This window comes from Leclercia sp. LSNIH3, from assembly GCF_002935105.1.
In the GTDB taxonomy this organism is placed as follows: Bacteria; Pseudomonadota; Gammaproteobacteria; order Enterobacterales; family Enterobacteriaceae; genus Enterobacter; species Enterobacter adecarboxylatus.
The window spans coordinates 254,659-276,695 of the sequence record NZ_CP026387.1 but is presented as its reverse complement, the minus strand read 5'-3'; the positions used below and the strand labels follow the sequence as shown (position 1 = coordinate 276,695).

20 protein-coding genes and 1 pseudogene are annotated in these 22,037 nt (G+C 57.5%); 10 read left to right on the top strand and 11 right to left on the bottom strand.

What is annotated here, in order from left to right:
• Window positions 1-25: 25 nt before the first annotated feature.
• The 5 genes from fnr to C3F35_RS01330 form a co-directional block, all read right to left on the bottom strand.
• Window positions 26-778 (bottom strand): fumarate/nitrate reduction transcriptional regulator Fnr, encoded by a 753-nt coding sequence (fnr, locus tag C3F35_RS01350; RefSeq protein WP_032617879.1) that lies wholly within the window; start codon window positions 776-778, stop codon window positions 26-28.
• A 182-nt stretch (window positions 779-960) separates the two neighbouring features.
• Entirely contained in the window at window positions 961-1,476 is a 516-nt protein-coding gene (ogt, locus tag C3F35_RS01345) for a methylated-DNA--[protein]-cysteine S-methyltransferase (RefSeq protein WP_032617880.1), read from the bottom strand.
• Between the two features lie 10 nt (window positions 1,477-1,486).
• Entirely contained in the window at window positions 1,487-3,013 is a 1,527-nt protein-coding gene (gene abgT, locus C3F35_RS01340) for a p-aminobenzoyl-glutamate transporter (protein WP_103793208.1), read from the bottom strand.
• A gap of 36 nt (window positions 3,014-3,049) precedes the next feature.
• Window positions 3,050-4,495 (bottom strand): M20 family metallopeptidase, encoded by a 1,446-nt coding sequence (locus C3F35_RS01335; protein ID WP_103793209.1) that lies wholly within the window; start codon window positions 4,493-4,495, stop codon window positions 3,050-3,052.
• Complete coding sequence (locus C3F35_RS01330) at window positions 4,495-5,805, bottom strand: M20 family metallo-hydrolase (protein ID WP_103793210.1); 1,311 nt, start codon at window positions 5,803-5,805, stop codon at window positions 4,495-4,497. The genes C3F35_RS01335 and C3F35_RS01330 overlap by 1 nt, the downstream gene beginning before the upstream one ends.
• Window positions 5,806-5,980: 175 nt before the next feature.
• On the opposite strand from C3F35_RS01330, the gene C3F35_RS01325 reads away from it, so the two are divergent.
• The 3 genes from C3F35_RS01325 to C3F35_RS01315 all read left to right on the top strand — a co-directional run bounded on the left by C3F35_RS01325 (window position 5,981) and on the right by C3F35_RS01315 (window position 8,759).
• Entirely contained in the window at window positions 5,981-6,889 is a 909-nt protein-coding gene (locus tag C3F35_RS01325) for a LysR family transcriptional regulator (RefSeq protein ID WP_059308039.1), read from the top strand.
• 346 nt (window positions 6,890-7,235) lie between these two features.
• Window positions 7,236-7,799 carry a DNA endonuclease SmrA gene (gene smrA, locus C3F35_RS01320; RefSeq protein ID WP_103793211.1) on the top strand — a complete coding sequence of 188 codons (564 nt, stop codon included), beginning with the start codon at window positions 7,236-7,238 and terminating at the stop codon, window positions 7,797-7,799.
• 3 nt (window positions 7,800-7,802) lie between these two features.
• Entirely contained in the window at window positions 7,803-8,759 is a 957-nt protein-coding gene (locus tag C3F35_RS01315) for a zinc-dependent alcohol dehydrogenase family protein (protein WP_103793212.1), read from the top strand.
• On the opposite strand, the gene C3F35_RS01310 is transcribed toward C3F35_RS01315, so the two are convergent.
• On the bottom strand, window positions 8,756-9,793 hold the full coding sequence (locus tag C3F35_RS01310; RefSeq protein WP_032617887.1) for an AI-2E family transporter: 1,038 nt from the start codon (window positions 9,791-9,793) through the stop codon (window positions 8,756-8,758). The genes C3F35_RS01315 and C3F35_RS01310 overlap by 4 nt on opposite strands.
• A 134-nt stretch (window positions 9,794-9,927) precedes the next feature.
• On the opposite strand from C3F35_RS01310, the gene C3F35_RS27325 reads away from it, so the two are divergent.
• The 4 genes and pseudogenes from C3F35_RS27325 to C3F35_RS01295 all read left to right on the top strand — a co-directional run bounded on the left by C3F35_RS27325 (window position 9,928) and on the right by C3F35_RS01295 (window position 13,137).
• Window positions 9,928-10,095, top strand: coding sequence for a protein YdgV (locus C3F35_RS27325; protein WP_442573910.1), 168 nt, complete (start codon window positions 9,928-9,930; stop codon window positions 10,093-10,095).
• A gap of 114 nt (window positions 10,096-10,209) precedes the next feature.
• On the top strand, window positions 10,210-10,572 hold the full coding sequence (gene mdtJ / locus C3F35_RS01305; RefSeq protein ID WP_059308037.1) for a multidrug/spermidine efflux SMR transporter subunit MdtJ: 363 nt from the start codon (window positions 10,210-10,212) through the stop codon (window positions 10,570-10,572).
• Window positions 10,559-10,888 carry a multidrug/spermidine efflux SMR transporter subunit MdtI gene (gene mdtI, locus C3F35_RS01300; protein ID WP_032617889.1) on the top strand — a complete coding sequence of 110 codons (330 nt, stop codon included), beginning with the start codon at window positions 10,559-10,561 and terminating at the stop codon, window positions 10,886-10,888. The genes mdtJ and mdtI overlap by 14 nt, the downstream gene beginning before the upstream one ends.
• A gap of 86 nt (window positions 10,889-10,974) precedes the next feature.
• Window positions 10,975-13,137 (top strand): annotated as a pseudogene (locus tag C3F35_RS01295) (EAL domain-containing protein).
• Between the two features lies 1 nt (window position 13,138).
• Here C3F35_RS01295 and C3F35_RS01290 read toward each other — a convergent pair.
• The 4 genes from C3F35_RS01290 to C3F35_RS01275 all read right to left on the bottom strand — a co-directional run bounded on the left by C3F35_RS01290 (window position 13,139) and on the right by C3F35_RS01275 (window position 17,595).
• Window positions 13,139-13,963 (bottom strand): trypsin-like serine peptidase, encoded by an 825-nt coding sequence (locus C3F35_RS01290; protein ID WP_103793213.1) that lies wholly within the window; start codon window positions 13,961-13,963, stop codon window positions 13,139-13,141.
• 278 nt (window positions 13,964-14,241) lie between these two features.
• Window positions 14,242-14,634, bottom strand: coding sequence for an acid resistance repetitive basic protein Asr (gene asr, locus C3F35_RS01285; RefSeq protein ID WP_032617891.1), 393 nt, complete (start codon window positions 14,632-14,634; stop codon window positions 14,242-14,244).
• Window positions 14,635-14,783: 149 nt separating this feature from the next.
• A complete protein-coding gene (locus C3F35_RS01280) occupies window positions 14,784-16,268 on the bottom strand; it encodes a carboxypeptidase M32 (RefSeq protein ID WP_103793214.1) in 1,485 nt (494 codons plus the stop codon).
• Between the two features lie 73 nt (window positions 16,269-16,341).
• Window positions 16,342-17,595 (bottom strand): MFS transporter, encoded by a 1,254-nt coding sequence (locus C3F35_RS01275; protein WP_032617893.1) that lies wholly within the window; start codon window positions 17,593-17,595, stop codon window positions 16,342-16,344.
• A gap of 122 nt (window positions 17,596-17,717) precedes the next feature.
• On the opposite strand from C3F35_RS01275, the gene C3F35_RS01270 reads away from it, so the two are divergent.
• The 3 genes from C3F35_RS01270 to bioD all read left to right on the top strand — a co-directional run bounded on the left by C3F35_RS01270 (window position 17,718) and on the right by bioD (window position 20,785).
• Window positions 17,718-18,617 (top strand): LysR family transcriptional regulator, encoded by a 900-nt coding sequence (locus C3F35_RS01270; RefSeq protein ID WP_032617894.1) that lies wholly within the window; start codon window positions 17,718-17,720, stop codon window positions 18,615-18,617.
• A gap of 127 nt (window positions 18,618-18,744) precedes the next feature.
• A complete protein-coding gene (gene mlc, locus C3F35_RS01265) occupies window positions 18,745-19,965 on the top strand; it encodes a sugar metabolism global transcriptional regulator Mlc (RefSeq protein ID WP_103793215.1) in 1,221 nt (406 codons plus the stop codon).
• Window positions 19,966-20,089: 124 nt separating this feature from the next.
• Window positions 20,090-20,785, top strand: a complete 696-nt coding sequence (gene bioD, locus C3F35_RS01260; RefSeq protein ID WP_032617896.1) for a dethiobiotin synthase — start codon at window positions 20,090-20,092, stop codon at window positions 20,783-20,785.
• Here bioD and clcB read toward each other — a convergent pair.
• Window positions 20,720-22,030: a voltage-gated ClC-type chloride channel ClcB gene (gene clcB, locus C3F35_RS01255; protein ID WP_103793216.1), complete on the bottom strand. Its 1,311-nt coding sequence runs from the start codon at window positions 22,028-22,030 to the stop codon at window positions 20,720-20,722. The two genes, bioD and clcB, sit on opposite strands and share 66 nt — an antisense overlap.
• Between the last annotated feature and the right edge of the window lie 7 nt (window positions 22,031-22,037).

Below are 22,037 nucleotides of genomic sequence, written 5' to 3'. Positions count from 1 at the left end.
GATCTGGCAGAGAAAGCAGAGGAGGTTATGCCACGTTACGGGAGTGGCCTGCCAGTACCGCCAGCGCTTCACCGTTTTCGATGGTGATATATTTGCCTTTTACCGCCAGCATACCGCTTTTCTGGAAACGACCCAGCAAACGGCTGATTGTTTCCACGGTCAGACCCAGATAGTTACCGATGTCGCCACGGGTCATGGTCAGACGGAACTCACGCGGTGAAAAACCACGCTCGGCGAAACGGCGGGACAGATTATAGATAAAGGCCGCCAGACGCTCTTCAGCATTCTTTTTGGACAGCAGCAGGATCATATCCTGGTCGCCTTTGATCTCGCCGCTCATCAGACGCATCATCTGCTGACGCAGGTTAGGCATTTTGCCTGACAGATCGTCCAGGGTTTCGAACGGGATTTCGCAAACCATTGAGGTTTCCAGCGCCTGAGCAAAGCTCGGGTGGTTACCAGTGCCGATCGCATCAAAGCCCACCAGATCGCCCGCCAGGTGGAAGCCGGTAATCTGCTCGTCCCCCTGTTCGGTGATGGTATAGCTCTTGATAGTGCCAGAGCGGATAGCGTACAACGATTTCAGTTCGTCTCCCGCTTTAAACAGCGTCTGCCCTTTCTGAATCGGCTTTTTACGCTCGATAATATTATCAAGCTGATCAAGCTCGTGCTCATTCAGGGTAAACGGAATACAGAGCTGGCTGATGCTGCAGTCCTGACAATGGATAGCACAACCGCCAGACTGAATGCGTCGAATAATTCGCTTTTCCGGGATCATAGGTTTGCTCAAGCCTTAATTGATATTGGTCAATTTTAACATCTTTTTGGACCCTGCGTAAGCCTGGTAAACCATCAATCAGGACAAGAAACGTGAAAGCGCCAGCATCTTCTTGAAATTCCACAAATTAGCTGCGGTTTTTATCACTAACTAAAGGAAAATTAAGCACTAAAAGCCTGGAACTACAGCAATAAATACCCTTCGTGACGCAGTAACCACTCCTTGCGCTGAACCCCGCCCGCGTACCCCGTCAGGGTGCCATTACGGCCAATTACGCGGTGGCAGGGCACCACAATACTGACCGGATTTGAGCCATTTGCCGCACCCACGGCGCGCGCAGCGCCTGGGCGACCCAGTTGAGCCGCCAGCTGGCCGTAATGCATCACCTGGCCGCAGGGAATGGAACGCAACGCTGCCCACACTTCACGCTGAAAAGGCGTGCCGGCCGTGGCGGTGGGCAGAGTATCAATAATGCTGAGATCGCCCTCGAACCAGGCGGTCAGCTTATCGCTAAGCCCACCCGGATTACTGGCGCTGATTCGCTCGTAGCCCTGCGCCCGGTAATGGATATTGAGCAGCTCCACCATCCGGTTGCTGTGCTCCTCCCACTCAACGGCGCGCAGGTTAAATTGCTCATCGGCAATCACCCACAGCGGCCCCAGCGGGGTGGCAATTTTATCTTCGAGTAATCTCAGCATAGGCTCTTCCTTAGTTCAGTCGCGGGTAGACTCCCGGCCCAATAGGCAGGCCGACAAGATACCATGCCACCAGCATGAGCAACCATACTCCTAAAAAGATAAGCGGATACGGCAGCACCAGCGAATAGTAGGTACCCAGTTTCGCCTCGGGCTTATAGCGCTGGAGGAAGCCTAAGAACAGCGGTACGAACGGCGACACCGGAGCCAAGGGGATCACCGACGAATCCGCGACGCGGAACAGGATCTGCGCAAACGCCGGGTGGAAACCCAGCAGCATGAACATGGGCACAAAGATAGGCGCCAGAATCGACCAGATGGCTGACCCGCTGGCGATAAACATGCACAGCAGCGAGGAGAGCAGCGCCAGACCGACGAAAGCGGGCACGCCGCTTAGCCCGGCGGTTTCCAGCAGATCCGTCAGGCCCACCGCCATAAATTTACCCATGTTGCTCCAGTTGAACATGGCGACAAACTGCGCCAGCGGGAACACCATCACGATAAACCCGGCCATCTCTTTCATCGGTTCGATCATCAGCTGGGGTAGATCCCCCTGACGGCGCACTTTCCCGGTGGCAATGCCGTAGGCCAGCGATACAACGAAGAAGAAGAGAATGATCAGCGGCACGATGCCTTTGATAAACGGCGAGGGCAGTACGGTGTGCTTCACCGGATCGCGCAGGATGCCGTTATCCGGCACCACCATCAGGGCAATGACGGCGATAAACAGCAACGACACGATCCCGGCCACGCGCAACCCACGGCGCTGCTCCGGCGATAAGGCATCCAGCTTCTCGTCGCTGCTGCCCTGCCACTTGCCCAGACGCGGCTCAACGATCCTGTCGGTGATCAGCCCCCCGACAATCGTCAGCACAATCACTGAGCTGGCCATAAAGTACCAGTTGTCGATCACGCTGACGTGCATCGCAGCATCGAGGGTTTTGGCCGCTTCGGTGCTAATCCCGGAGAGCAGCACGTCGGTGGTAACAATCAGCAGGTTGGCGGTAAAACCACAGCCGACCCCGGCGATAGCCGCCAGCAAACCCGCAACAGGATGACGTCCAACGGCGAGGAAGATCAGCGCCCCCATCGGCGGCATGATCACCAGGGCGGCATCAGAAGAGATATGGCTGAAAAAGGCGATAAACAGCACCATATAGCTGGCGTAACGCGCGCTGACGTGGGACGCCATTTTCACCATCAGGGCAGGCAGCAGGCCGGAACGTTCGGCCAGACCGGCACCCAGGACCAGGGCCAGGATCGCCCCCAGCGGGGCAAAGCCGCTGAAGTTTTTGATCACATTCGGTAAAAACCAATGCAGACCTTCGATGCTAAGCAGGTTTTTGACCACGACCATGCTGCCATCGGCCGGATTACGTGCGCTGACGTTAAATGCCGACAATATAGCGGTGGCCGCGGCCAGGATCACAATCAAATAGACGAACAGCAGGAAAGGGTGCGGCACTTTATTGCCGATCCTTTCAACCCAACCATAGAGCTTGCCGGATGGGGAATGCGAAGGTATGGATGACATACTCATGGGCGTTCCTCGGGAGTGTTGTTGTGTTATGTTTTATTATTTTAAAGGTGACGGTGTCACGTTTTCTGGGATCGGGCAGACGTACGGTTTTTCATTTATCTGTTGAGTAAACTCCTCGCGGCAGGCGGCCAGCAGGGCCGGGTCCTGCAGCAGCGCCAGCGCAGTTGCACCCATCACCTTGCCAGCCAGCAGCATCCCTTTATGGGCGATGGAGGTGCGTCCTTGCGCCACCAGTTGCCAGGTATGCAGTGGCGTACCCACGGTAAAGCAGGGGCTGAAACACTGGGCGACCGGCATTTTCCAGCTAACGTCACCCACGTCGGTAGAGCCTGCCAGTACGTTGTCGGTGATGGCATACGGCGCCACCTCATCCACCAGCAGAGTATGCTGATGCCGACGGGCAAACTGCTTGCCGGCGTCACCCCCGGAGGCAGCGATATTTTTCAGGCTATTTTGCAGATCGTTGTCGGTCAGCGTGGCGCGGATCTCCGCCGCAAACGCACGCTCCTCATCGCTCCACGCCGGGGTCCCGTAATGCTGAAGGGCGCTATACATGGCGGCCTCCAGGGTGCGGTTCGGCAGGTAGCTGGAACAGGCTTTTTCAAAGCGATGTTCGACGGTGGTTTCCGTCATCAGCGCTGCGCCCTGGGCAATCTTTTCGATGCGCTCGTAGATCTGCCGGGCATCGGCCATTTCCGGGGCGCGGATCAGATACAGCACTTCTGCCTGAGCCTGCACGACGTTCGGAGAGATGCCGCCGGTATCGGTGATGGCGTAGTGAACGCGGGCTTTTTCAATAATATGTTCATTCAGGAAGTTAGTGCCGGTGGTCATCAGGGTAACCGCGTCCAGCGCGCTGCGTCCCAGATGCGGGGAGTTGGCGGCATGGGCTGCGGTGCCGTGAAAACGCCACGCCGCCTGGATATTGGCTAAGGTGCTGACGTTAAACATCCCGGCGAAGGCTTCAGGGTGCCAGGTGACGGCGGCGTCCACGTCGTCGAACAGCCCTTCGCGGACCATAAAGGTTTTACCCGAGCCGCCCTCTTCACCGGGGCAGCCATAAAAGCGCACCGTGCCGCCGCCGCCGTGCTGCTCCAGCCAGCTCTTCACCGCCACGGCACCCGCCAGGGCGGCGGTGCCGAGCAGGTTATGACCGCAGCCGTGGCCGTTGGCACCCGGAGTATCGGTTTGCGGGGTGGCGCAATGTGCCTGCTGGCTTAAGCCTGCCAGAGCATCGTACTCCCCCAAAAGCGCAATCACCGGTTTCCCTTCGCCGTAGCTGGCAATAAAGGCGTTCGGCACACCACCGGCCTCGCGGGTCAGGGTAAATCCGGCCTCTTCCAGCGCGCCGGCCAGCCGCTCCGCGGACCAGAACTCTTCAAAGCGGGTCTCCGGGTGATCCCAGATCTCGTCGGCAATGGCGGTGAAGTGCTCACATCGGGTCTCGATGGCATCTTCAACAAAACGGTAAATGCGCTGCATTACACACCTCGCGTCCAGGGGAAGTTAAGCGCGGTACGCGCCAGGGTTTCGATAGCGATCAGCATCACCGTCTCGTCGAAATCGAATTTTTCGTTGTGGTGTCCGGCGCTGAGGGTGGTGCCAAACACCATATAGGAGGCGAGGCCGCCGTTCTGCTGGACCCGGGCCATCATCAGGGTGGCATCCTCCGAACCGGCAGGGGCTTTAACCTTGTCGATGGCTTTCTCTACGCCCGCTACCTGCGCGGCTTGCTCCCGCAGATAGTTCACCCACGCCGGTGACGGGACGCTGGAGGTCGCCGCGCCCATCAGACGCAGCTCGGTGCTCACGCCGTGCATCGCCGCCGCGCCGTCGATCACCGCTTTCGCCCGTTCAAATACGTACTGGTTAATGGCTTCGCTCTCACCGCGGGTCTCTACCTTCAGCAATGCGCTGGCGGGAACAACGTTACGGCCGCTGCCTGCCTGCATCACGCCGACGTTCACCCGCGACGCCCCATCGCTGTGCGGGGCGATGCTGTGCAGGCCAATGGCGGCCTGAGCGGCGGCCAGCAGAGCGTTACGCCCCTCTTCGGGTTTGCCGCCCGCGTGTGCCGCGACGCCGGTGAAGCGCACGTCAAATTTGGTGGTGGCCATAAAGTTATCGCTGCCGCAGATCACGGTACCCGCAGGCACACCGGTGCCGATGTGGATAGCAGTGAAGTAGTCCACACCGTCGAGCGCGCCCGCGGCAACCATCGCCCTGGCACCGCGAGTGCCTTCTTCAGCAGGCTGGAAGATAAGTTTAATCGTGCCGTTTAGCTCTGCGCGGTGCTGCATCAGCAGGTGCGCCAGCCCGAGGCCGATGGTGGTGTGGCCGTCGTGAGCGCAGGCATGCATCATGCCGCTGTTGCAGGAGGCAAAGCCTTCCCGGGCAGGGAGATGGTCATCCTGAGAGGATTCATCCAGATCGAGCGCGTCCATATCGACCCGAAACGCAAGGGTCGGCCCCGGACGGCCGGTATTCAGCGTAGCGACAATCCCGGTAAACCCGCCCTCAAAGGCGCTGAGCCATTTTTCCGGCGCGCCTTGCTGTCGGGCGCGGGCAAAGGCCTTAGCCAGGGTCGCCTCGTCGGGCAGACCCATCCGGCTGTCAGCATCGACCACATCGCGGCCCATCGCCAGGTCGTAGCCCAACTGTTCCAGTATCTCTGCAACTTTTGCCGCGGTGCGGAACTCCACCCAACCTGATTCCGCATAGTGATGGAAATCGCGTCGCCAGGCGGTGAGTTGCGGGAAGAGGGTTTGCAGGTCCTGCGCCAGTGTATGCATATCGTTTCCTGTCATCATTAGAATATGTGAACTCCTTCACACTGTGATAGTTTTTACTTATCACTAACCGATTTTTCACAGATTTAACCGTTCGTGGCTTACCCTGGCACAATCAATTCCATTACAGTAGATGACAGTTTCTTTACTCTGATAAACAACGGTTATCGGTGCAGACATGACATTCCAGGTAAAAATTCATCAACTGCGGGCCTTTGTGGAGGTCGCCCAACAGGGGAGCATTCGTGGGGCGGGTCGGGTGTTAAACCTGTCGCAACCGGCGTTAACCAAATCCATTAAAGAGCTGGAAGAGGGCATCGCGGCGCAGCTGTTTATCCGCCGCAGCAAAGGGGTGACCTTAACCGAGTGCGGGGAGAGTTTTTATCAGCATGCCCGGCTGATCCTTGAAGAGTTACGCAGCGCGCAGGACGATATTCGCCAGCGTCAGGGGCAGCTTGCCGGGCAGATTAATATCGGCATGGGGGCCAGTATTGCCCGCCTGTTAATGCCGGCGGTCATTTCCCGTTTCCATCAACAGCACCCGCAGGTCAAGGTGCGTATTATGGAAGGGCAATTAGTTTCGATGATTAATGAATTACGCCAGGGGGAACTTGATTTTACGATCAATACCTATTATCAGGGGCCATATGATCATGAATTCACGTTCGAAAAATTGTTTGAGAAGCCTTTTGCGATATTTTGTCGGGCAGGCCATCCGGCAATAGAGGCTGATTCTATTAATGAATTGTTGAAATACAGTTGGACAATGCCTACGCCGCGCGGCAGTTATTATAAGCAGCTGGAAGAGATGTTTTCCCACCGGGATCAGATTCCCCGTATCGGCGTGGTCTGTGAAACATTTTCGTCCTGTATTAGCCTGGTTGCGCAGAGCGATTTTCTCAGCATTCTGCCGCAGGAGCTGGGCTGCGACCCGTTGCTGGCTAACAGGCTGGTAATGTTGGCGGTGAAAGAGCCGTTACCGAAAGCGACCTATTACCTTATACAAAGAAGGGATTCTCGTCAGACGCCGCTGACCACTTCATTAATCACACAATTCAGACGTCACGCCCGGCAGGTTATTTATTAGACAGTATAAGGATAAAAAAATGGAGCCGGTCGACATCCAACAGACTCCACAGTACACACAGCATTGCTCCACATGCATCTCTGCTTATTATTTCCGTTCTGCAGATAACTTCATATATAACATCTTTTCGGCATAAATAAAGGAACTAACGTAACAGGATCAAAAAAATTTAATGTAAGTCATAATGTTAACGTAAAATAAAATTTAATTTTAGAGCGAATGAATTATCAATTAAATTAACTGAATTGATTATACTTTTTTAAATAATCAACGGGAGTTGCAGCGCCGCATTGAGCCACATGACAGGGGCAGGTATAGTACTCTGTCAGTCAAGCAGGAGGATGTCATGAACCCAGAAGATAAATCGCTTTTTCTCGACGCGATGGAGGATGTTCAGCCGCTCAGACGCTGTGCCGACGTCCACTGGCAGCCCGCCTCAACCCCGCGCACCCGCCAGCCTGTGGACACCAGCCAGCTGGATAACTTTCTCACCACCGGCTTTCTGGATGTGATACCCCTGGCAGAGCCGCTGGCATTCAAGCGGGAAGGGGTGCAACTCGGGGTGATTGATAAGCTGCGCTTAGGTAAATATCCCCGCCAGGCGAGCCTGACCTTATTGCGTCAGCCCGTTGAGCAGTGCCGCCAGCAGCTGTATACCTTTATCCGCCAGGCGGAGCGCGACGGCTTACGTAATCTGATCATCATTCACGGCAAGGGACGCGACGATAAGTCCCATGCCAATATTGTGCGCAGCTATCTGGCGCGCTGGCTGACGGAGTTCGAGGCGGTGCAGGCCTTTTGTGTGGCCCAGCCGCACCACGGCGGCAGCGGTGCCTGTTATGTCGCGCTGCGCAAATCCAGCGAAGCGAAGCTCGAAACCCGTGAGCGACTGGCTAAACGCAGCCGCTAAATCATGGATAACACCGCCTTATGCTACCGCCAGTTTGGTGAGCCTGAATCTGTATTGCAGCAGGAGACTGCGGCTAAAGCACCGCTGCAGCCGGGAATGCTCCGGGTGCAGATGCTGCTGTCGCCGGTCAACGCCTCGGATCTGATTCCCATCACCGGGGCCTACCGGCATCGCATTACCTTGCCCGCCATCGCCGGATATGAAGGCGTGGGACGGGTGATTGCCGCCCCGGACGATGCCGCCTCTTTGCTGGGTCAGCGGGTATTGCCCTTGCGCGGCGAAGGTACCTGGCAGCAAATAGTCGATTGCCCTGCGGGGCTGGCGATCCCGGTCCCCGATACCATTGAGACTCCCCTGGCGGCGCGGGCGTTTATCAACCCGCTGGCGGCCTGGCTGATGCTCAACCTGTATCCTGTGCAGGGTAAACGGGTGCTCCTGACGGCGGCCGGATCGGACTGTGCCGTTCTGCTGGGGCAGTGGGCGCAGCGGCGAGGGGCCACGGAGGTGTATGGCATCCACCGTTCAGCGGTCCATGCAGACCGGCTGCGGGCGATGGGGATCGTCCCGATTGCGCAACAGGAGAGCGATACCGTGCGCGCCGTCGCTGCGGCCAGCGATATCGTCTTTGATGCCACGGGTGGAGAACTGGCGCTGACTCTCCTCAGCGCGATGCGTAGCAGCGGGCAGTTTATCTGCTACGGTCTGCTTTCAGGCCAGCCCTTCGCGTTACAACGTCACTTTCCGCCGATGCACTGGTTCCATATCCGCAACACTTTCGATAGCTTTAGCCCGCAGGCATGGCAGGCGGCGTTTACCGAAATCTGGCCCCTGTTGGCAGAGAGCCAGTACAGCGACGCCCGGCTACTGCCGTTTAACAACTGGCCGTCGGCACTGACCGACTACCGACAGGCGGGGCGAACCCATAAGCCGCTGCTGGATTTTACCGGGCTTAACCCTTAGCTTGCCTTGCTCATATCACTGAGCAGCAGCGCAATGGTTTTGCCGCCGTGAGTCTGCTCCAGCGCAATTTTCACGATAATGGTCAGGGGCACCGACAGCAGCATCCCCACCGGCCCCAGCAGCCAGCCCCAGAAGATCAGCGACAAAAACACCACCAGCGTAGAGAGGCCCAGCCCACGTCCCATCAACCTAGGCTCCAGAATGTTGCCAAAGATCAGGTTGATGATCAGATACCCCGCCAGCAGTACCAGGGCCGGGTAAAAGCCGCTGAATACCAGCACCTGCGCGATCGGAGGGATAGCAGCGAGCACCGATCCGATGTTAGGGATATAGTTCAGGGCAAAGGCCAGCAGCGCCCAGACAAAGGCGAACCGAACCTCCAGTGCCGCCAGCATCCCCCAGACCACCAGCCCGGTCACCAGACTGATGGCGGTCTTCAGCACCAGATAGTGCGAAACGCTGTCGAGGGCGCGCTGGATCGCCGCCATCCCCTCCACCGGGCGGGACATCAGTGGCTGGAGCTTTGCTGGCAGTTGCGGCACCTCCAGCAGCATAAATACCACGGTAAGCAGCAGTAAAAAGATGGCGGTCATGGCGCTGGAGAGCTGCGCCAGCAGGGCTGTCACCAGCGTCATGGCCGCATTGGGGTCGATATACTTCAGCAGCTCCTCCATCGACACTTCTATCCCGGCCCGCTGTAGCCAGGGTTCTAGATGCAGCAAAGGCACGGCCAGCGAAGAACGGTAATGTGGCAGGGTGCGCGCCAGCTCATTCAGTGAAGTGCCCAGATAGGCCACCAGCAATGCCATAGCGACCACGATAAGCAGGATCGGCAGGGTGATCGCCAGCACCCGAGGGAGACGCAGGCGCACCAGTCGCCGCACCAGCGGATGCAGCACCACGGCAATAAACAGCGCCAGAATAAAGGGCACAATAATATCCGCCGCAACGCGGATCCCCGTCAGCACAATCACCAGCATGCCGAGCATGATGACTATTTTTAATCCGTTGAGGGTAATAATGGGTTTGGCCATACTGGCTCCTGATCCTGTCCTTTTTATTTATTCTACCGATGCGGCGCGATGAAAAAATTAACCAAACACAAACAATGAGGGTAAAGAAATGAAAAGGCTTTGAGTAAATTCCTGGCTTATGGTAAAAATCAGCTGTGTTTAACTACCGGAGACAATTTTCATCTGCACTGACGAGAAGCAACACCGCAGATAATTGTAATTTTATGGACAATCTGTTCAGGACGCATTTTTCAAACCTCTCTGCATTACTCTCCTCTTTTTGCCTGCCGTCTGGCGACCAGCACTGGCGCAACGCGCTGTAGACCCTCTCTCTGCCTGAGCTGGCGCTTTGCGTCCGGCCAAAAATTCATTCGTTTTTACCCGGCTGCCCTCCATGGCGAGCCGCGAAGGATTATATTCTCAAGCAGGAGAAAAACATGTTTTACTGGATCCTCTTAGCCCTGGCTATCGTTGCTGAAATAACCGGCACGCTGTCGATGAAATGGGCCAGCCTCAGCGGTGGTCACACCGGCTATATTTTAATGCTGTCGATGATTACGCTGTCCTATATTTTCTTGTCTTTTGCGGTTAAAAAAATCGCATTGGGCGTGGCGTATGCATTATGGGAAGGGGTAGGTATTTTCTTAATTACCCTTTTTAGCGTTTTATTGTTTGATGAGTCGCTGTCGCTGATGAAACTGGCCGGTCTGACGACGCTGGTGGCGGGCATAATATTTATTAAATCTGGCACCCGAAAACCGGTAAAACAGCGTAAGGAGGCGAACCATGCAACAGTTTGAATGGGTTCATGGTGCCTGGCTGGCGCTGGCGATCGTACTGGAAATTGCCGCTAACGTTTTGCTGAAGTTCTCCGACGGTTTTCGCCGCAAAGTGTACGGCCTGCTGTCGATTGCAGCGGTTCTCGGCGCGTTCAGCGCCCTGTCGCAGGCGGTTAAAGGTATAGATCTGTCGGTGGCCTATGCGCTGTGGGGCGGGTTTGGCATCGCGGCAACCCTGGCGGCGGGATGGATCCTGTTTGGTCAACGGCTGAATAGAAAAGGATGGATTGGCCTGCTTCTGCTTCTCGCCGGGATGATTATGATAAAACTGGCCTGATAATCTTGCTGCCTGTCATTACAGGCAGCGAAATTCAACTCGTGTATTACGCTTAGACTGAGGGCTTTGAAAAGGACGAAGAATGAATGCATACCCCTTTAAGCTGGCGTAAGATCCCTTCTGCAAAAAACCTTTTTGTCATGATTTTTATGGCAGGGCTGGGCTTAATCTTCTCGATAATGACCCTGCTTTACCTCTCCCTGAACCTCATCAGCAGTAAAGCCAATGAAATCGACGAACAGCGCACGGCTCTCTCCGTACAGGGCGCCGTGCAGACCTCGATTAACCGGGTCTGGTCGCTGGTGATTGATAATGCCGTCTGGGATGACGCGGTGCGCGAAGCGTATCGCCCGGCGCTGGATGTGGACTGGCTCTACAACACCTGGGGAGCAGGCTATAAGGTGAATAACCTTTACGACGGCACCTTTGTACTCGACGAACGTTTCCGGGTGCTGTGGGGATCGTTCAGAAGCCAGCCCTTTACGGAAAAGAACCTCGATTTTTTTGGCGAAGGCCTGACGTCGCTGATCCAGATGCACGCCAACGCCCTGAAAACGGATAAAAACATCTTCACCGGCGTCACCCGCACCCGCGCGGGGATTGCCTTTGTGGGCATCGGCCTGATCCGGCCGACGGTTGGAAGCCTTCAGGTGGCGGATAATACCCGCCGCTTTTTGGTTATCACTCGCCACCTCAATCCACAAATTTTGCGTGAACTGGGGGACACTTTTCAGATCGACGATCTGAGTCTCACTTCAGAGCAGGTCAACGACATGAGCGTCCCGCTAAAAAGCGCTTCAGGCGAGGTGCTGGGGTATCTTTCCTGGAAGCCACGGCTACCGGGGGCGGCTGCGGCGAAAGCCGCCTCGCTGGACATCACCCGCATTGTACTGTTCATCCTGGCGCTGATATTGCTGTTCATTCTTTTCAGCTGCGTAGGGCTGTATAAACTGGCGCGCGGGGAAAATCTGGCGCGAACGGTGGCCCGCACCGACTGGCTGAGTCATTTACCTAACCGCCGGGCGCTGATTGAAGAGCTGGAGCGGGTAAGCCTGCGCGGCGATACCGATCGTAAAAGCGTGGTCTTTATCGACCTCGACGGCTTTAAAGACGTGAATGATATCTACGGGCATGAGGTGGGCGATGAGCTGATCGTCATCATTGCTGGCGCGTTACGCGACAACGTACCGAAGGACGGCATGCTGGCCCGCATGGGCGGCGATGAGTTTGCGATGACCATTGGCGGTGACAACGCCGAAGCGCTGGCCTCGGCGTTTGCGGGCTTTGTTCTCGATTACCTGCATAATGCGATCCGCATCGGGGAGCGCACCATCCATATTGGTGCCAGCATCGGCATTGCCAGCGGCAGCCTTGTTGAGTGCACCAGCTCATAGCTGTTCCGTCGCGCCGATATCGCCATGTACCACTCCAAAACCACCGGCAAAGGGCGGGTGACGCACTACGATACGGAGCTGAACAGCGCCCGTGAGCGGCAGGTGGCGATTGAGAGCCAGATCCGCAGCGGCCTTGAGCGCGAGGAGTTTGACGTCTGGTATCAACCGATCATCGATGCGCGTAGCCAGAAAATGGTCAGCGTGGAGGCGCTGGTTCGCTGGCCGCGTCGCCCGGAGGGGCCGCTGCCGCCAGATGCATTTATCAACATCGCAGAAACCAGCGGCCTGATTTACGGCCTGGGGCAGTTCGTATTGCGCCGGGCCTGTCAGGATCTGGAGCCTTTCGCGGATTTAAAATTGTCGGTCAATATCTCACCTGCGCAGTTTCGCGACCCGGAATTCGAGGCCAAAGTCGAAGGGGCGCTGGCAATCAGCCGTTTCCCGGCCACTCGCCTGCAGCTGGAGGTCACAGAAACCTACGTTCTGGAAAATCCCGAGCGCGCCCGTTCAGCCATCAGCAACCTTAAAGCCCAGGGGATCGCCGTGGCGCTGGATGATTTTGGCACCGGCTACTCAAGCATCGGCTATCTACGCCGCTTTAACTTCGACACCCTCAAAATCGACAAATCCCTGGCCGGGCTGGTGGATCATGACGAACAGGCTTCGGCCCTGGTCAGCGGCACCGTGCGCATTGCCAGCGCCCTCGGGATGACCGTGGTGGCCGAAGGGGTGGAGAACGAGAAGCAGATGAAAATGCTGCGGCTGGCGGGCTGCGATCAGTTGCAGGGCTTCTGGTACAGCCAGCCGATGCCGATAAAAGAGATTATGGCGTTACGCCAGAAGCGGCAGTGTTAGATCACTGCCGGGCCAGCTCTTCCAGCTTGTCACGAAAGCCGGTAATGGACAGGGCGCGGTTATCGGCCCGCCAGCGATCTTTCGCAGCCGGAGCCGAGCTTTGTACCCCGATAACCTGCCAGCCATCGGCGGTTTTTAACATCAGCGGCGAGCCGCTGTCGCCGGGCAGGGTATCGCACTGATGCGACAGCACGCCAGTTTGCGCCCAGCCGGTAACAATGCAGTCCTGATGGGTATAGAGCACGTCGAGATGATCTTCCGGGTAGCCCGCCTGGTTCACCTTACGGTCAGCCGCTTTCAGCGCGGCGGTAAGGGCATCTTTGTCACCGGTAAACAGCGGCAGCGGCGTGATCCCCGATGGCGGATTGCGCAGCACCACCAGACCAAAATCCCACGAGGCAGCAGATGGCGGTACGATCCAGCCGTCGCCATCGGCTTTCAGCCGACGTCCCAGAGATGCGGGGACGCGTCCTTCAATGCCGTGGATCTCATAGCGCCAGCTGCCTTTTAACGAGACAAAGCGCAGGGCAACGGCGGTATCGGGTTTACCCTTCGGGGGCACCAACAGGCAGTGGCCGGCGGTCAGCGCCAGCTGGGGGGTAATGAGGGTCGCGGTACACAGATTCCCGCTGGCGGTTTCCAGCTGGCCAATGGCATCCCACGGAGAGTGGGTAGGATCGGTGACACGCGTACGGTCGTCATGACCAAAAAACAGCGTTTGTACCTCTTTTTTGAGGTTCGCAGCGTCGTTGCTGCCTTCGTCCGCATGACTCAGCCCAGAAAAGAGAAAAAACGTTCCCAGTACAACCACAACAGATTTACGCATATCACACTCTGAAGGGGGATAATTATGATTATTAAATATGAACCCTGCTTATTAACTATAGACGGGACCGCGCGAAAGTGGGAGTAAAATCAGCGTGCTACACTCAGGAAATATAAAACATACTCGCAATAAGAGCGCATAAAATAAGCGTGGTAAGAATCAACTCAAACCGATAGCGCTGAAACATAACGCCCTCCGCACAGAAAAACGGCGCTGGAACCATGCCGGTTCAGCGCCGGGACCAACGTGCCCGTCAGGGCACGTTAAGGTAAGCAGGCTTACGCAGCGGGTTGCGCTGCAGGGGTCGCAGCCTGGTGTTTAACGGCTTTTTTGTGGTGTTTTTTGGCTGCCTGAGCTTTCTGGGCAACCGGTGCCGCTTCCGCTTTTTTCACTTCTTTTTTATGAACCTTTTTGGCTGCCTGCGCTTTCTGGGCAACCGGCGCTGCTTCTTCTTTTTTCACTGCTTTTTTATGGTGCTTTTTCGCAGCCTGCGCTTTCTGCACGGCCGCTTTTTTGTGTTTTTTGTGGTGCACAGTCTTCGCAGCCGGTGCTGCGGTAGTGGTAGTCGCGGTGGCTGCCGGTGCAGCGGTGTTGGCGACGGTGTCAGCAGCGAATGCAGCAGAAGAGAGACCCATTGCAGCGGCAACAACCAGAGCTAATACTTTATTCATCATCCTACCCTCGAATTGGTTTTTTCATTTAACCCCACTGCGGGGCCGTTGAAAGAACTATATCCCTGAAATTACGGGGCTTCCGTGAGTGATTGGTGACGACGTGTAACGGATTGTACAGCGCCGGGTACGATACCCGGCGCGGAGGGTTACAGATAACGCGAAGTAAGATGATCGCGGAAGTAACGGCTGTTGAGATCTTCTCCGGTGGCCTGCTCAATCAACTGGGCGGTGGTGAAACGGCTGCCGTGTTGCCAGATGTTCTGGCGCAGCCAGTCGAACAGGGCGCTGAAATCCCCGACGGCGATGGCGGCATCCAGCCCAGGCAGGGCTTTTTTAGCAGCCGCGAACAGCTGGGCGGCATACATCGCCCCAAGGGTGTAGGACGGGAAGTAACCGAAGCCGCCGTCTGTCCAGTGGATGTCCTGCATACAGCCGTTGCGGTAGTTATCTTTGGTGGATAAGCCCAGCCACGCCTGCATCTTTTCGTCCCACAGCGCGGGAATGTCGTCGACTTCAATGTCACCGTTGATCAGCGCCCGCTCAATCTCGTAGCGCAGCACCACGTGCGCCGGATAGCTGACTTCGTCCGCATCCACACGGATATAGCCGGGCTTGACGCGCTGGTTCCAGGCGACAAAGTTCTCCGGCGAGAAGGCCGCCTGGCTGCCGAAGCGCTCATGCACCGCGGGGAGCAGATGGTTGAGAAACGCCGTGCTACGCCCAAGTTGCATCTCAAAGAACAGGCTTTGTGACTCATGGATAGCGGTAGAGCGGGCCAGGGCGATGGGCTGTCCGAGCCAGTTGCGCGGCAGGTTCTGCTCATAGCGGGCGTGGCCGGTTTCATGGATCACCCCAAACAGGGCGCTGAGCAGCTCGTCTTCGTCGTAACGGGTCGTAATGCGTACGTCTTCCGGCACGCCGCCACAGAACGGGTGAGCGCTGACGTCCAGCCGACCGGCGTTAAAGTCAAACCCGAGGGTCTTCATCGCCTCCAGTCCCAGCTCGCGCTGGATTGCCGTCGGGAATGGCCCCTGCGGCGGCACAAATGACTGCTGCGCCTGCTTCTCGACAACCTGATTCAGCAGGCCCGGCAGCCAGGATTTGAGATCGCCAAACAGATCGTCCAGCCGGGCGCTGGTCATGTCCGGCTCGAAAATATCCAGCAGCGCATCGTAAGGGGTGCAGCCTTTGGCGTCGGCACGCAGGCGGGCCTCTTCCCGGCTCAGCTTCACCACCTCTTTCAGGTTGGCAGCAAAGCCCTGCCAGTCATTCGCTGGACGTTGGGTGCGCCAGGCATGCTCGCATTTACTCCCCGCGAGGGATTTGGCCTCCACCAGCGACTCCGGCAGCAGCGCGGCCTGCTGGTAGTGGCGGGTCATCTCCCGCAGGTTGGCCTGTTCGACGTCATTCAGATCTTCGCTTTCGGCATTACGCAGCCAGTCGGCCACCTTTGTATCGGTCAGGATTTGGTGTTGCAGGACGCTCAACTCTGCCAGCGCTTCGCCTCGCGCGGCACTGCCGCCTGCGGGCATCATGGTAAACATGTCCCAACTGGCAATGGCGGAGAGGTGAGAGAAGCGGGAGAGACGCTGGAAGGTACGGGTGAGTTGCTGATAATTATTCTTTTCCATTAAGACCTCGTGTCTGCATCAACTGATGGTTAAAAGTACCATCCAGTGAAGCGAAACACGAGGCCACGCAACATTAATGTAACCGTTTATGCAGGTTAACACCCACCAGCAGCGCCCCGCACAGCATCAACGCGATAAATCCTCCCACGCCGTTCCAGCCGTACTGATGCCAGAAGACGCCACCCAGCGTCCCGGCGATGCTGGAACCCAGGTAGTAGCTGAACAGATATAACGATGATGCCTGGCCTTTGGCGCGGCGGGCGCGGGGGCCGATCCAGCTGCTGGCGACCGAATGGGCGGCAAAAAAGCCCGCGGAGAAGAGCAGCATCCCGGCGAAAATCACCCCCAGGTTAGCGAACAGGGTCATCAGCACGCCTGCCAGCATGATACCTGTCGAGGCCAGCATCACCGGGCCACGGCCAAAGCGGGTGGTCATCGCCCCGGCTTTTGGCGAACTCCATGTACCGGTGAGATAAGCCACTGACAGCAGGCCAACCAGCGCCTGGCTTAAATGCCAGGGCGAAAGCATTAGCCGGTAGCCGATGTAGTTAAACAGGGTAACAAACGACCCCATCAACAGAAAACCGGTCAGGAACAGCAGGGGCAGGCCCCGATCGCGCCAGTGCAGGCGGAAGTTAATCAGCAGCGTTTTTGGCCGTAAAGCGGTAGGGCGAAAGTGGCGCGATTCCGGCAGAATTTTCCAGAACATCAGTGCTGAGGCCAGCGCAAAACAGCCGATCGCGGCCAGCGCAATCCGCCAGTTGAAAAAGTCGGTGAAGACCCCGCTCAGGAGTCGTCCGCTCATCCCGCCAATGGAGTTACCGCTGATATAAAGCCCCATGGAGAAGGCGACAAAGCTGGGGTGGATCTCCTCGCTGAGGTAGGTCATACCCACCGCCGCCACGCCGCTGAGAGAAAGGCCGATCAGCGCGCGCATGATCAAAATTCCGTGCCAGCTGGTCATCATCGTGGACAGCAACGTACAGACCGAGGCCAGCAGCAGGGCGGTGACCATCACCGGTTTACGCCCGATGGCGTCTGACAGCGGGCCGGTAAAAAGTAGACCAATCGCCAGCATCCCGGTGGAAATCGAGAGCGAAATACTGCTGCTGGCAGGCGTCACCCCAAACTCCTGGGACAACACCGGCAGGATCGGCTGCACGCAGTAGAGCAGGGCGAAAGTCGCCAGTCCGGCGGAGAAGAGCGCCAGGGTGACGCGCATAAACTGCGGGGTACCGCGTTTGATGAACTGGACCGGCCGCGGTTGGGTGGGTAAGAGATCGATATCATCTGTCGGGGCGATATCAGCCGTTGTTGTACGACTCACGTAAGTTCCTTGCTTCAACATCCCCGTGATTTCTGGTGACGGGTATGACCACAAGGATCAGGGTAGGAAAATGTAAATATTCTGTCTAATATATTAATAATCTCAAATGATACGTTAAAAATATGAATATTGAACTGCGTCATCTGCGCTACTTTGTGGCCGTTGCTGAGGAGCTGCATTTTGGTCGCGCGGCGGCGCGGCTGAATATCTCCCAACCGCCGCTGAGTCAGCAAATTCAGGCGCTGGAGCAGCAGGTGGGGGCGCGTCTGCTGGCGCGGACCAACCGCAGCGTGGGGCTGACGGCGGCAGGGCGTCAGTTTCTGGCCGATAGCCGTCAGATCCTGGGCCTGGTGGACGAGGCGGCAGCCCGGGCGGAACGGCTGCATCATGGCGAAACCGGAGAGCTACGTCTTGGCTTCACCTCCTCTGCGCCTTTTATCCGCGCCATCTCGCATACGCTCTCGACGTTTCGCCGCCTCTCACCGGATGTCCATATCCAGACCCGGGAGATCAACACCCGGGAGCAGATCGTTCCGCTGAGCGAAGGCTCTCTCGATCTTGGTCTGATGCGTAATACTCAACTGCCGGATACCCTGGCGTGGCAGCAGGTGCTGCGGGAGCCGCTGCTGGCGATGATTCATCGGGATCACCCCCTGGCGGCAAAGGCTGTGGTTTCTCTCACGGAGCTGGCCCAGGAGCCTTTTGTCTTTTTTGATCCGCGGGTAGGTACCGGTCTGTATGACGACATTCTGGGATTGCTGCGTCGCTACGGGGTCACGCCGGTCATCACTCAGGAGGTGGGCGAGGCGATGACTATTATCGGGCTGGTGGCGGCGGGGCTGGGCGTGTCGATTCTGCCGGCCTCGTTTAAGCGACTCCAGCTGAACGAGATGCGTTGGGTGGCGATAGCCGAACCGGACGCGGTGTCAGAGATGTGGCTGGTGTGGTCGAAGCATCATGAGCTTAGCGCCGCGGCACAACGTTTCAAAAAACTGCTGATCGACGCCTCATCAGGCGGCTGAGCCGCAAAAAAAGCGGGTAAAAATGTGCTGTAAATCACAAGGCTAAGTAAAAATTTGACGATTACTGTAGAAGTGCTTCACCATAGCCCACAGTTTATTTCGAAGCTCGAAAATAAGGGAGTACGTGGTGGTTGCTGATAGTCAGCCTGGGCATATCGATCAGATTAAGCAGACCAATGCGGGTGCGGTATATCGCCTGATTGATCAGCTTGGGCCGGTCTCGCGCATCGATCTTTCCCGCCTTGCGCAACTGGCACCTGCCAGTATCACCAAGATCGTACGAGAAATGCTCGAAGCGCATCTGGTGCAGGAGACGGAAATTCAGGAGCCGGGCAGCCGCGGCCGTCCGGCGGTGGGGCTGGTGGTGGAAACCGAAGCCTGGCACTACCTCTCGTTGCGCATCAGCCGGGGTGAAATCTACCTTGCATTGCGCGATCTCAGCAGCAAGCTGGTGGTGGAAGAGCAACTGCCGCTGGAGCTGAAAGCCGAGCAGCCGCTTGAGGTGCGGATCACTGCGCTTATCGATCGGTTCTTTATTCATCACCAGCAGAAGCTGGAGCGTCTCACCGCCATCGCGATCACCATGCCGGGTATCATTGATACCGAAAATGGTATCGTGCACCGGATGCCGTTCTACGATGACGTGAAAGAGATGCCGCTGGGCGAGGTGCTGAAGAACCATACCGGCGTGCCGGTCTATATTCAGCATGACATTAGCGCCTGGACGATGGCCGAGGCGCTGTTCGGCGCGTCACGCGGGGCGCGGGATGTGATTCAGGTGGTCATCGACCACAACGTCGGCGCCGGAGTGATAACCGATGGTCGTCTGTTGCATGCCGGGAGCAGCAGCCTGGTGGAGATTGGCCACACCCAGGTCGATCCCTACGGCAAACGCTGTTACTGCGGTAACCACGGCTGTCTGGAGACCATTGCCAGCGTGGACAGCGTGCTGGAGCTGGCCCAGCTGCGGCTCGGCCAGTCGATGAGTTCAACTCTGCACGGTCAACCCCTGACGGTGGAGTCGCTTTGCGCCGCCGCCCAGCAGGGCGATCTGCTGGCGAAAGACATCATTACCGGCGTTGGCACGAACGTCGGGCGCATCATTGCCATCATGGTTAACCTCTTCAATCCGCAAAAAATCCTGATCGGTTCGCCACTGAGCCAGGCGGCAGGGGTCCTCTTTCCGGCGATCGCCGACTCAATTCGCCAGCAGTCCCTGCCAGCCTACAGTAAACATATCGTGGTGGAGAGCACCCAGTTTACCAATCAGGGGACGATGGCCGGTGCGGCGCTGGTGAAAGATGCGATGTATAACGGCTCCCTGCTGATCCGCCTGCTACAGGGTTAACAATCCTTAAAGTCTTACTAAAAATTGCGCTATCTCAAACTGAGCGGATAGCGCATGCCTTAGACTTCCTCCACTGAATTATTTCCTTGATTTATATTTCCAAAGCATAACGGTGGAGTTAGTGATGCTTAAGCGTTTCTTTGTAACGGGTACTGATACTTCTGTCGGCAAGACGGTGGTGTCCCGCGCCTTGCTGCAAGCCTTGATGGCAAGCGGAAAGCGCGTCGCAGGGTACAAACCGGTAGCAAAAGGGAGTAAAGAGACGCCAGAGGGATTGCGCAATAAAGATGCGCTGGTTTTACAAAGCGTCTCCTCTCTCGAACTGCCTTACCATGCGGTAAACCCCATTGCCCTCAGTGAAGATGAGAGCAGCGTGGCCCACAGCGGGCTGGTGAATTACACCCTGTTGTCGAACGGGCTGGCCAGCCTGAGCGATCAGGTCGACCACGTGGTGGTTGAAGGGACTGGCGGCTGGCGAAGCCTGATGAATGATTTGCGTCCGTTATCAGAGTGGGTAGTGCAGGAGCAACTGCCGGTACTGATGGTGGTGGGCATTCAGGAAGGCTGTATCAACCACGCCCTGCTGACGGCACAGGCCATCGCCAATGACGGCCTGCCGCTGGTGGGCTGGGTGGCAAACCGTATCAATCCGGGCCTGGCCCACTATGCTGAAATTATTGAGGTGCTGAGTAAAAAGCTGCCGGGTCCGCTGGTCGGCGAGTTGCCCTATCTGCCGCGCGCAGAGCAGCGCGATCTAGCGCACTACATCGACCTCTCGACTCTCGGCAGTGTGTTGTCCGTAGATCGAGTCGTGGCGTAACGTTCGCGACAGCACCGACGCCACCACGCAGGCAATCAGCAAGCCGGGCAGCAGCAGATACTGCCCGGTCATTTCACAGACCATCAGCGCCGACATGATCGGCGCGTGCGTCGTGGCGGCAAGCAGCGTTGCCATCCCCGCCAGCCCCAGCAAAATCGCGGTTTCAGAACCGGGCAACCACAGCATAAAGATCTGAGCAAACAGCATCCCGGTCGCCATGCCGACAAACAGCGTTGGCGTAAATACCCCGCCTGGCGCTCCCGAACCACTGCTGGCCAGTACCGCCAGCAGCTTACAGATAAATACCCCCGCAATTACCGACAGCAGCGGCGGCGCGAGCAGAAACGCCTGCACCACGCTGTAGCCATTGCCCCACACTTTAGGCGTTAGCAGTGACAACAGCCCGACGATCAGCCCGCCCAATGCCAGCTGCCACGGCGGGGAAAGCCGGAGGCGCAGGAACAGGGCGTGAGTGAAGGTCATCAGCCACATCAGCGCCGGGCCGCAGACCCCCGCCAGCAGACCCATGCCGACCATCAGGGAATAATCCACCCCGGTCAGCGTTTCGCTGAGATGCACCTCATACAGCGTGCTGGCACCGGGGCTGAGCAGGCGGGTAGTGAGGAGCGCAACCACCGCGGCAATCACCACCGGCCCAAGCGACGCCAGCATCAGGGTGCCGAACAAGATCTCGGCTATAAACAGGCTGCCGGCTAAGGGCGCATGGTACGCGCTCGCCATCCCGGCGGCGGCACCACAGGCGATCCACAGCTTCCACTCGGATTTCGGCGTAAAGCGTTGGGCAAAAAACGAGGCGGCGAGAGCGGCCATCAGGATCATCGCCCCTTCACGGCCAATGGCGCTGCCGCTGGCGACCACCAGTAACGATGCCAGGGATTTCACCAGACTGGCACCATAGTCAAACTGTCCGTCGCCCGTTTCCAGGGCTTCCATATAGTCGGTGGGAGCATGAGGGCGCTGCGCGTTGATCCGCTGCCAGCCCCAGAGCAACAGTCCGGCCGCCAGCCCGCCAAGGGCGGGAGTCAGGGCACGTCGCCAGGGGGAGAGGCTGCTGGCGGCATTCACCAGGCTGCCGCTTTCATTACTCAGGAGCAGCCACTCCAGCCAATACATGGCGTGACGAAACAGCGCCACGGCCAGCGCTGCCAGCACGCCGGTAACGGTGGCAATCAGCAGTCGGCGAAACATCGCGCGGATGTTCGGGTAAGCATGGAGTCGATGCATGGGGTAC

Coding starts and splice junctions, on each gene's coding strand:
- clcB (WP_103793216.1), bottom strand. CDS start 22,030: ATGCATCGACTCCATGCTTACCCGAACATCCGCGCGATGTTTCGCCGA.
- abgT (WP_103793208.1), bottom strand. CDS start 3,013: ATGAGTATGTCATCCATACCTTCGCATTCCCCATCCGGCAAGCTCTAT.
- C3F35_RS01290 (WP_103793213.1), bottom strand. CDS start 13,963: ATGCGTAAATCTGTTGTGGTTGTACTGGGAACGTTTTTTCTCTTTTCT.
- C3F35_RS01270 (WP_032617894.1), top strand. CDS start 17,718: ATGAATATTGAACTGCGTCATCTGCGCTACTTTGTGGCCGTTGCTGAG.
- C3F35_RS01330 (WP_103793210.1), bottom strand. CDS start 5,805: ATGCATACACTGGCGCAGGACCTGCAAACCCTCTTCCCGCAACTCACC.
- mdtI (WP_032617889.1), top strand. CDS start 10,559: ATGCAACAGTTTGAATGGGTTCATGGTGCCTGGCTGGCGCTGGCGATC.
- asr (WP_032617891.1), bottom strand. CDS start 14,634: ATGAATAAAGTATTAGCTCTGGTTGTTGCCGCTGCAATGGGTCTCTCT.
- C3F35_RS01310 (WP_032617887.1), bottom strand. CDS start 9,793: ATGGCCAAACCCATTATTACCCTCAACGGATTAAAAATAGTCATCATG.
- C3F35_RS01280 (WP_103793214.1), bottom strand. CDS start 16,268: ATGGAAAAGAATAATTATCAGCAACTCACCCGTACCTTCCAGCGTCTC.
- C3F35_RS01315 (WP_103793212.1), top strand. CDS start 7,803: ATGGATAACACCGCCTTATGCTACCGCCAGTTTGGTGAGCCTGAATCT.
- fnr (WP_032617879.1), bottom strand. CDS start 778: ATGATCCCGGAAAAGCGAATTATTCGACGCATTCAGTCTGGCGGTTGT.
- mdtJ (WP_059308037.1), top strand. CDS start 10,210: ATGTTTTACTGGATCCTCTTAGCCCTGGCTATCGTTGCTGAAATAACC.
- C3F35_RS01325 (WP_059308039.1), top strand. CDS start 5,981: ATGACATTCCAGGTAAAAATTCATCAACTGCGGGCCTTTGTGGAGGTC.
- smrA (WP_103793211.1), top strand. CDS start 7,236: ATGAACCCAGAAGATAAATCGCTTTTTCTCGACGCGATGGAGGATGTT.
- ogt (WP_032617880.1), bottom strand. CDS start 1,476: ATGCTGAGATTACTCGAAGATAAAATTGCCACCCCGCTGGGGCCGCTG.
- bioD (WP_032617896.1), top strand. CDS start 20,090: ATGCTTAAGCGTTTCTTTGTAACGGGTACTGATACTTCTGTCGGCAAG.
- C3F35_RS01335 (WP_103793209.1), bottom strand. CDS start 4,495: ATGCAGCGCATTTACCGTTTTGTTGAAGATGCCATCGAGACCCGATGT.